This is a genomic window from Paenibacillus ottowii (assembly GCF_050516475.1).
Lineage (GTDB): Bacteria > Bacillota > Bacilli > Paenibacillales > Paenibacillaceae > Paenibacillus > Paenibacillus ottowii.
This window is the reverse complement of the sequence record NZ_CP191577.1, coordinates 5,140,530-5,150,185: the sequence shown is the minus strand read 5'-3', so window position 1 is coordinate 5,150,185 and position 9,656 is coordinate 5,140,530. Positions and strand designations below refer to the sequence as shown.

The 9,656-nt window shown below is 37.7% G+C and carries 7 protein-coding genes; all 7 read right to left on the bottom strand.

What is annotated here, in order from left to right:
• Positions 1-159: 159 nt before the first annotated feature.
• Positions 160-1,674, bottom strand: coding sequence for an alpha-N-arabinofuranosidase (locus ACQQ6X_RS23905; RefSeq protein WP_305167348.1), 1,515 nt, complete (start codon positions 1,672-1,674; stop codon positions 160-162).
• A 329-nt stretch (positions 1,675-2,003) separates the two neighbouring features.
• Complete coding sequence (locus tag ACQQ6X_RS23900) at positions 2,004-2,786, bottom strand: muscle M-line assembly protein unc-89 Uncoordinated protein 89 (RefSeq protein ID WP_305167347.1); 783 nt, start codon at positions 2,784-2,786, stop codon at positions 2,004-2,006.
• Between the two features lie 414 nt (positions 2,787-3,200).
• Complete coding sequence (locus ACQQ6X_RS23895; RefSeq protein ID WP_430493502.1) at positions 3,201-4,247, bottom strand: ABC transporter ATP-binding protein; 1,047 nt, start codon at positions 4,245-4,247, stop codon at positions 3,201-3,203.
• A gap of 859 nt (positions 4,248-5,106) precedes the next feature.
• Positions 5,107-6,252, bottom strand: a complete 1,146-nt coding sequence (locus tag ACQQ6X_RS23890; RefSeq protein WP_305167345.1) for a hypothetical protein — start codon at positions 6,250-6,252, stop codon at positions 5,107-5,109.
• A complete protein-coding gene (locus tag ACQQ6X_RS23885) occupies positions 6,249-6,938 on the bottom strand; it encodes an ABC transporter permease (RefSeq protein ID WP_305167344.1) in 690 nt (229 codons plus the stop codon). The genes ACQQ6X_RS23890 and ACQQ6X_RS23885 overlap by 4 nt, the downstream gene beginning before the upstream one ends.
• Positions 6,939-6,942: 4 nt before the next feature.
• A complete protein-coding gene (locus ACQQ6X_RS23880) occupies positions 6,943-7,830 on the bottom strand; it encodes an ABC transporter ATP-binding protein (protein WP_305167343.1) in 888 nt (295 codons plus the stop codon).
• Positions 7,811-9,232, bottom strand: coding sequence for a PapB family radical SAM/SPASM ranthipeptide maturase (papB, locus tag ACQQ6X_RS23875; RefSeq protein WP_305167342.1), 1,422 nt, complete (start codon positions 9,230-9,232; stop codon positions 7,811-7,813). Before papB ends, ACQQ6X_RS23880 begins: the two co-directional genes overlap by 20 nt.
• Positions 9,233-9,656: the final 424 nt, after the last annotated feature.

Below are 9,656 nucleotides of genomic sequence, written 5' to 3'. Positions count from 1 at the left end.
ATTTATTGGAATTACCTCTTCCTTTTGAGCACTATATCGATGGAGGGACAAATGGCTCATTTTATACAAAAAGCCCGCATTTCTGCTCTTGTAGTAGCCTTACAAGAGAGAATGCGGGCTTTTTAGGTATAACCCAGTCGTTCCTTTTATATAAGAGAATTAATGAGACTTAGCAAGACGGATAACGTTCCAAGAGGCTTTACCCAAATGAGCTTTTACAATTCCGTCTTCAAGCTTGGCATTGCCACCGTTATGAGGCGTAACCTTTTCACCAGCTGGGCTGTTGGTCGCTTTGAGATCATCATGCTCCAGTACGGTATGCTCGACAATACGGTAGCCCTCGAAACTGCGTACATCTACCGTCAGCTCCAGCGATTCAGACAAGTGGCGGTTCACTGCAAAGATAGTCAGAGCGTCTCCCTCTTCATCATAAACCACAGCGCTATCCAGATAAGGAATGTCCGTAAAGTCCTTGGAATCGTATTTTTCGGAATCCACTACAGGCATCAGCGATACCCCACGACCATAACGGGAAGCATGCAGATACGGATAGAAGATCGTTTGTTTCCACGCTTTTCCATTATTTTCAGTCATGATTGGAGCAATAACGTTGACTAGTTGAGCCATACAAGCCATTTTCACACGGTCCGCGTGACGCAAGAACGTAATCAACATGCTGCCGACCAACAATGCATCTTCAAAGTTGTAAATATCCTCAAGCTGCGGTGGCGCCACAGACCATGGATCGATTTTTTTGTCTGCATCGTTGGAGTGGTACCACACATTCCATTCGTCAAAGCTGAGCATCATTTTTTTCTTGCTGCGTTTCTTCGCTTTGATATAATCACAAGTCGAAATGACGGTTTGAATAAAATGATCCATGTCCATAGAACGTGCCAGATAATTAGCCGTATCATTGTCATGGTTGCCGTAGTATTGGTGGAGAGAAATATAGTCAGCCACCTCATACGTATGATCCAGTGTCGTTGCCTCCCATTCCGGGAACGTCGGCATCGTAGAGCTGGAACTTCCACAGGATACAAGTTCAATGTCCGGGTCAATCAGCCTCATGGCTTTTGCCGATTCTACAGCCAGACGACCATATTCCTCTGCAGTCTTGTGACCAATCTGCCACGGACCGTCCATCTCATTGCCAAGACACCAGGTTTTAATCTTATGTGGCTGCTCTACACCGTGACTACGACGTAAATCACTCCAATAGGAGCCTCCTGGATGGTTGCAATATTCCACCAGATTACGAGCCGCGTCAATTCCACGCGTACCCAGATTTACCGCCATCATCACTTCGGAGCCAACATCCTTGGCCCATTTAAAAAATTCATTTGTTCCTACTTCATTCGGTTCCACCGTTCTCCACGCCAGCTCCAACTGTCTAGGTCTGGATGCGACCGGGCCTACACCATCCTCCCAATTGTAACCGGATACAAAATTGCCGCCCGGATAGCGTATAATAGGAACATCCAGCTCTTTTACCAGCTCTTTAACATCATTACGGAAACCGCTTTCATCACTAGTCGAATGAGTAGGCTCATAAATACCACCATATACAGCACGTCCGAGATGCTCTACAAAAGAACCATAAATGCGTTTATCGACTTCAGCAATACGAAAAGATTTGTCTACAATCATCTTTGCTTTTACAGCTGCTGCCACCTAAACCATCCTCTCTGAATGCGAAATAAGATCTGTTGTACTTTAAGCTAATAAGCCGTTTTATTTACGGTTCAAGCATAACACACCGTAATCACCATGGTCAATATTATCATTAAATACTTAATATATACATTAAGTATTTAATGATAAAAGATAAGCATTTGGTTACGTTTTCTAAATATTTTTTTAACAGACCTATTGAACAAATAACTTTCTTTGCTTGATAGTAATAATAGATTGCGTTGAGCGGAGGGCCCCTAAAAACGATAGCTCGTAGGGGGGCCCTCCTAATTAGTGCGTACTATGGCACTATGCGCAAAATAACCGGCTCAGACTGCAATATTTACCTTCGTGCCCGCAGTCTTCGTCTCTTTATTAGCCGAATCCTGATAGGCATTGATTTCTTGTTCAGTCCACACTCTGCCAGCCTCTGGATTTGCCTCCTTCTCACCCTTTGGCTGATCCTGTTCTATAATCGACGGTGCATTATTCACTGCTTCACTGATGCGCTCATTGATATTCGCGGCAATCGCCATAATTTTACCATCAAGACCTTCTGCCTTCTCACGCAAAGCAGTTGATCTTGAGGGGTTAGTGTTTTCCCAGCCCTTAGCCTCGCTTTCTAATGTGATTTGTGCCATTTTAGATATTTTGGCATTCTTCAATTCATTGTGTGCAGATACAATACCATGCATGGTATAGGCGATTAGATTTTGCCTTTGCTCCTCTGCTGTCTTGGGGGTATATTGTTCCCTTTTACCTTCCTGAGCCTCCTTTTTGCTGTCCTCATCCATGCCTAAAGCCTTTTTCTGTTCCTTTAGCGACTGCTTTTGAATGTTCTCATCAATTTGCTGAATCTGCTTATCGATCTCTTCCATTTCAGCCTTTACAGCTTCTGGACCAAGACCACGCTTGAGGGCATTACTTACATAGTCTGAACGCCTTTCCATTAAACTTTGCTTTTGCTCTGTTAATTGTTGAATAATCTTGTTTTGCGGCTTGGCTATACTCTTTCTTTCAGACTGAGCGGAAAGTGGATGCCGTATTTCAAGTCGGTTGTTATCTGCGGTGCGGAACGGCGATTGGTGAGATGATGTAAAAGATACATTCATCCTAAAACCTCCAATTCTCTTCTAATAAGTGATTCTAGAGGTATATCGGGTTCTTTTGTATGTTTTTGTATGTTTTATCATCATTTTCACAAATCCTTCATTCCTTTTCCACTGTTAAGCAGTCCTATACCGTCTATCAATTTATTATATGTAAGCAACCTCTCCCAATATAACGCTGTCTATGTCCTTCCTCGCTGACAAATATAATATTTAAGTTACGGCGACAATGACCCGGATTTACAGACAAAAAAATTCGTACAATATCCTAACTCATATAGAAAATGTCCAATGTGAAGCCCAAAAGAGGTGCCTCTGGAAGGGAAGCTCCGCTTTCTTTATTATAGTCTACTTCTCAAAAGGTAAAAAAACACCTCTGTTCGGATTCCCACTATTTTCTGGAGTTCCAATACACAGTTAACGTGTATCATTAGTAACTAGTGCTTTCTGGAATGTATGAATTTCGTCAGAAAATAAATTATAGTAAAACCCTCTACTTTTAATTAGTTCTTGGTGGGTTCCTTCTTCTACAATCTGCCCCTTTTCCATAACTAAAATTTTATCTGCATATAAAACAGAGGTATAACGATGAGAAATGTAAAGGCAAAGCCTGTCCATAACATAATTTTGAAATTGGCGAAATACTTGTTTTTCTGATTCTGGATCAAGAAATGAACTAGGCTCATCTAGTACATAAACGTCAGCTTCTTTGAAGAGCGCTCTTGAAATCGCCATTTTTTGCCACTGCCCTCCTGAAAGCTGTACACCCCCTTCGAAGTTTCTTCCCAGCTGGTGTTCTAATTGATTAGGCAAATTTCGTATTACCGAATCTACTCCTGTTTGTTGTGCCGATTCCCATATCCTAGTATCAAGTTCAAGATCTCCTATACTGCCAAAACCTATGTTTTCTCTTACTGAAAAATCAAATTGGACAAAATCTTGAAATATAACACCTACTTTCTTGTAAAGCATTTCTTTATTGTAATTTCGAATCGAGATAGAATTGATTAGAATATCTCCTTCAAAGTCTTCATATAACCCCGTTAAAAGTTTTATCACTGTTGTTTTCCCTGATCCATTCCTGCCCACTAGAGCAAGAGGTTCACCACGCTTCATTTTAAAACTTATATCTTTGAGGGCTAATTCTTTTTGATCTGGGTAGGCAAATGAAACATTTTTAAATTCTATGCATTCTATTGTTGAATCAGCACATATATCTGATTCTCTTAGCAACATACTAGAATTCTCTTGTTTATGTTTTATGTTAAAAAAAGCGAATAATTCATCTAGATACAGATTATGATCACACAATGAAATCAATCCTTGAGATACTGTGTTAATATTTTGATTAGTTAATAATACTGCTTGAACTAATGCATAAACACTGCCAACAAGTAATTTATCTTTCCATGTTATTTGTATAATCATGATCAAAGTAATGGCTATAACTAATGTACTTATCACTTGAAATGATAAGTATAAAGTGATACGTTTTTTGGCTANNNNGCTAAATACTTATCTTCTTTATAGAAAATATCAAAAATACTCTTATATTTTGCCGTTAAGTAATCACTAAGTTGATACAATAAGATTTCTTTAAAAGACTTGTCATTAGTAAGCAAATAATTAATATACCTAGATTTGCGTTGTAAAGGAGCACGTTTTTTTTGGGCTATATACTGAATTTGTGTGAACCTCAATAAAGAATAAAAGGATGCTAGGGGAGAAAGAATGAGAATAAGTAAAATCCACCACCTGAACGCTAGTAAAATGGCAATGCTAGAGCATAGTGTAACCATGGAACTTAACAAATTAATGAGTTCTTTATAGATCTGGATAGGTCTATCTATCGAGTCGTTCTGAACCCTTTTGAGCTGATTATGTATTTGCGGGTTTTCAAAATCCGAAAGATTAAATGTTGATGTTTGTTGTACTATTAATGTTTGCAATTGATTTATTAGAGTAATTTGGAATAGTTTATCAGAGTATTCAATTAAACTTGAAATAAGCAGACCACTAAACATCACAAGAACTAGAGGGTAGACTATGCTTATTTGAAGCATATGCGATAATGGTCTTGTCTCTATTCCAGAAACCAAATACTGTATGGAAAGGAGATTGGCAATCGGGAGTATTCCTTTTAAAAGATAACCAATGATGATGATAATAAAATAGATAGGTTTTGTATTCCATAATAACTTAGTTAATTTCGGCCAATATTGGAATGAATGAAATATAGCTCTTATATTCAAATGGTCTGCCTCACGTTCCATTCATTCCATCCCTTTCTTTTATATCTAAATCTCGTTATTTATTTTAGCTCTCAGTCTCCCTGAATTGTATAGACATTTCCGGGATTTTTTTTGCGAACTTCCACAACAATATCACTTTTGACGCGTCTAAATGCGTCCACTTGCTCATTGGACAAATGAGTTGATTGCGGCAAAATAAAATCAATCCACTTACTAGCCCAATCCATTCCGAAATTAAACTCTAAAAGCTTATTTGAATAAATATTGATTTGAAGTTTATTATGATTTTGCACTATTATTTTCGGCTCAAACGATGACATGGAGTGTATTCGGGTGATTTCCAAGGTATAGCGAATCGGGTGTGTCTCCTTTTTTTTAGCCACTTGATACAGCGTTTCAAAAAGGGTGGCAAACTGCCTAGCCTGATATGAACTAATCCCCTTATACTCTACTTGTGTTTGTCCCACAGTTATTTTTTGAAACGACGATGTCTGTACATTCTCATCAAATAGCCTCTCATATCCCCATACGCCCATCAGTATACTACAAGCAAGGACCGTACTAATCCAAGGGATTATAGACTTTTTGCCGCCTCCGCGCCGACTGGATAACAATGTGCCTAATCCGTAAAATAATAAACTACAGCCTAAGAGTCCAAAGAGATTTCGCCAGTTGATCATATAGGGGTTGAATATATTCACTACAGGAGATATGTAACGTAACTTTTCATTAAAAGACCAGGAAACTAAACCTATAGGAAGGTAAAAAGCAATGAGAAAAGTGAAAGCCAACCCATAAAGCTTTACTACCTGCCCCAGGAAGAGACCCAACATCGATGAAAAAACACTAGAAAAAAATACAATGATAACCAAATTCCATAATGATACATCAGCGAATGATTTCCATAGAAGTCCTACCATCATGAGCAAGAGAGGAAACGATAGAATTAAAGAAACATAAAGCTGGTAAGCGATTAGACGATAATTAGGAAAGACAGAAATATATATATACGGTTCTGTATGATTACGATTGTGTATACTCGCAATCTGTAAAGAAAAGAAAGCCACAAACAACAAGTTGACACTATAAGTTATTGCAATACCTTCATTCATTATTAAATTGAATAAAAGAACCACACTAAAGGAAACGAGCAAGGTTACTGCTTGTTCTCTTCGGAGTAAAAGCTGTAGCCAGAAACGAACTATAATTCCATTCATTCTTGTACCCTCGCCATCCATAGATGATTACTGACTTTCATCAATACCCACATAAGCAAAAATAGGAATACTCGCCCAAAAGCAAACGACTGTGTGAAGAAATTGGAAATAATCCAATCTGGATTAAACCAGATTGAAATGTAAGGCAAGTTGATAGTAATACTGATTAAAAGGTAAACGAGCATTACAATGTTCACATACAGTTGTTTACGTAAGAGCAAGTTCAATATGGCGGTAATTTGAACAGAATATCCCATAGTTGCTACACCTGCTACTGTTAGATGAAGCAGTATCAAGAATGGAGCATTACCATGAGTCGTCCATTGAACCACACAAAATATAGCTAAGGCGACAAATTGAAATAAGCAAACCACTCCCCATAATACACAACTCTTACAATAAAAATATTGGGCTCCTTTAGGCAATTTAGGCATAATAACAGAAGAGATCATTTTTTGCTTCTCGCCATCATAAAGAACAGAATACATTAACGGCATTAGTAATATGGTAAAGAACATTTGTCCATGATGCAAAAATATCCATAACGCGTTATTCTTATTCCCTGCTCCTAGATATAAAAATAAAGGAATTAAAAAACAAGAGAACGTTAGTGCTATAAAAAACACTACACTTTTTTTCATAAGCAAAACTTCAAATTGAACTAGGGCTCTGATTACTTGTCCCATTCTGCTAACTCTCCTCCGGATCGGAAATGTACAGATACGCATCCTCAAGATTAGCCGCTTCGGGTGTGACTTCTGTACAACAATCTGGAGGGTCGTTACACAATAATCGAGCCTGAACTCTTCCTTCCTTCCGCACAATGGAAGTGATTCGAGCTTGTTGGCTTAATTGTTCCAATTGACGCTTGCCAACATCAACCAACCACACTTTACCCTCGACAGTTCGAATCATATCGTCTATAGCCCCTTGGTACAGACAACGGCCTTCTTTTAAAACGAGTAGTTTGTCACATGTGCTTGAAACGTCAGGAACAATATGAGTAGATAACAATATAATCCTGTCTTCTCCATAATTTTGAAGCAAGTTTCGAAAAGCAATTCGTTCTTTGGGGTCCAGTCCAACCGTAGGCTCATCAACAATTAACAACTTAGGCTGTCCTAACATAGCTTGAGCAATTCCTAAGCGCTGCTTCATTCCCCCAGACAGCTGTTTTATTTTTTTATCAACTTGATCGATAAGTCCCACCTCAATTAATCGCTGTGATGTCTCCTCTTGAATATGATGTTTACCTTGAATACCTTTTAAAGCCGCAAAATAGTTCATGGATTCCAAAATAGTCACATTTGGAAAAAAATCAAAATACTGCGGCAAGTAACCTAGTAAAGAACGAATAGCATCAGGTTCTTTTTTCAAAGAATGTCCGAATATTTCAACTTCTCCTCGGTCGAATCTAAGTAAAGTGGCAAGGATTTTCATTAAAGTGGTCTTACCCGCTCCATTGTCTCCGAGCAGTCCGAATATACCATTATCAATGTGAAAATGAAGCTCGTTAAGTACTTGGTGAGAACCATATGACTTACTTAAAGCTTGAATATCAATTGTCAAATGAGGCATCCTCCAATAGTTGCTCTCGCTGCCGCTTAGCAGAGAACAGGTTTTTCTTGTCTTCTTTAGTTAATCGTAAATACAATTTCATACAATCCATTATTGCACTACGAGTAAAGTTACAGTATTTATCCACTGGCTCATTAATTGAACCACTAAGCACCATATTTTCTTGAGGACAACCTCCACCACATAGATTCTTAGCCCAACATTCTCCGCATACAGTTCTCTTCTCTAAACGCATCTCACTAAGCATGCCACTCTTCTTTCTTACATCCATCCCTTCCCTTACATTTCCTAAAGAGTAATCCTTTTCATTAACAAATCGTTGACAAGGATAAAGATTACCATGCACATCAACGGCAAGCATATGCGAGACCGCTCCACAAAAATAATCTCGCTTAGAAGAAGAATGAATCATCTTCAAGTATTTTAGAATGTTCGAAATTTGACGTGCTTCCCCATATTTTTTTTCCTGAAGCAAAGATTCAAAATGAACAACCAATTTGGTGAATTCTTGTGCATACTTCTTAAAGTCTTCCTCACTAAGCATTTCGACTGCAGGATACATCGCAACATGGCGAATACCAATCCCCATTAAATGTGTAAGTGTATGAGTTATATCCAATTGTACTGGTGAAATCGTAGCTCTTGCTGTTATGGCACCTTTTTTTCTTAAACTTTCTGTTCTATTTAAAATGATTTCATAGGTACCTTTTCTGTTCTGATAATATCGATTGAAATCGTGCGTCATTTGATCACCATCTAGACTTATCTGAATAGAAACATGATGATCTAATAAAAAATTTTCAATTTCTTTGGAAATCAAGGTGCCGTTCGTTGTCATACTATATGTAACACGTTTATTTGATTTTTCTTGTTTTAGCTTAGTGTAGGCTACAACTTCTTTAATCACTTCAATGTTCAGAAGTGGCTCCCCTCCAAAAAAGCAAATATTCAGTTCTTCTTCCTCGCCAGAATGATTAAACAGATAATCAACTGCTTTTAATGCGGTCTCTGTGTCCATCCGTCCTCGATCATTATATTCTCCGTCTCCTCCATAACAGTAAGAGCATCTTAGATTACACTCTTGAACCAGCATAAGAATTATAGATGATAGACTCACTTGCTCATCATCGCAACTTTTACATTCCTTTTGAACAGACAAATCTTTATTATATATAACCGATGCTTCCTTCAGACTGGCTAATAACCTATCTACCTCTTCTCTACTAGAACGATGCTTAAGTAATTCATATATTTCTTCAATTTCCTTACCTTCGCTATTGCATATATCTACTACGACATCATCAATCTGAAAAAGCCCATTTGTTTTTATATTGTATAAGTATAACTTTTCATTTTGTTCTATGATTTTGACGGGATTTTTTTCAAATGGAGCACTAATCACTATTAATCATCCTCTCAAAGTTACAAAATAGGAGGAAGTCCAAGAAGATTAGTTCCCAGACCTCCTAAGTTACTACCTGTGTTTGAAAGCTCTATCGTTGCAAGTTTTACTTCAATTAATCGAATTAATCGCTATCATTATTAGTACACCAATGACCACTTTCCTTGCTACAAAACCAATCGGTAGCATCACAACCTACACAACGATCACGTGTATCACAAAAAACACACGTCATAGGAGAAACACTGCCTTCAGCTGCTTGGTTAATAGGATCAAACAATTTGAATCACCCCATTTTTTTGTATTTTTTTATTTCCTTTCCAAAATAATCATTTTTCTATTGCATTTCAATACTTTTTCAAAAATAATTGAATAAAATTTGTTAACATATTATTTTTGAAATATATTCAATTAAATATAATAA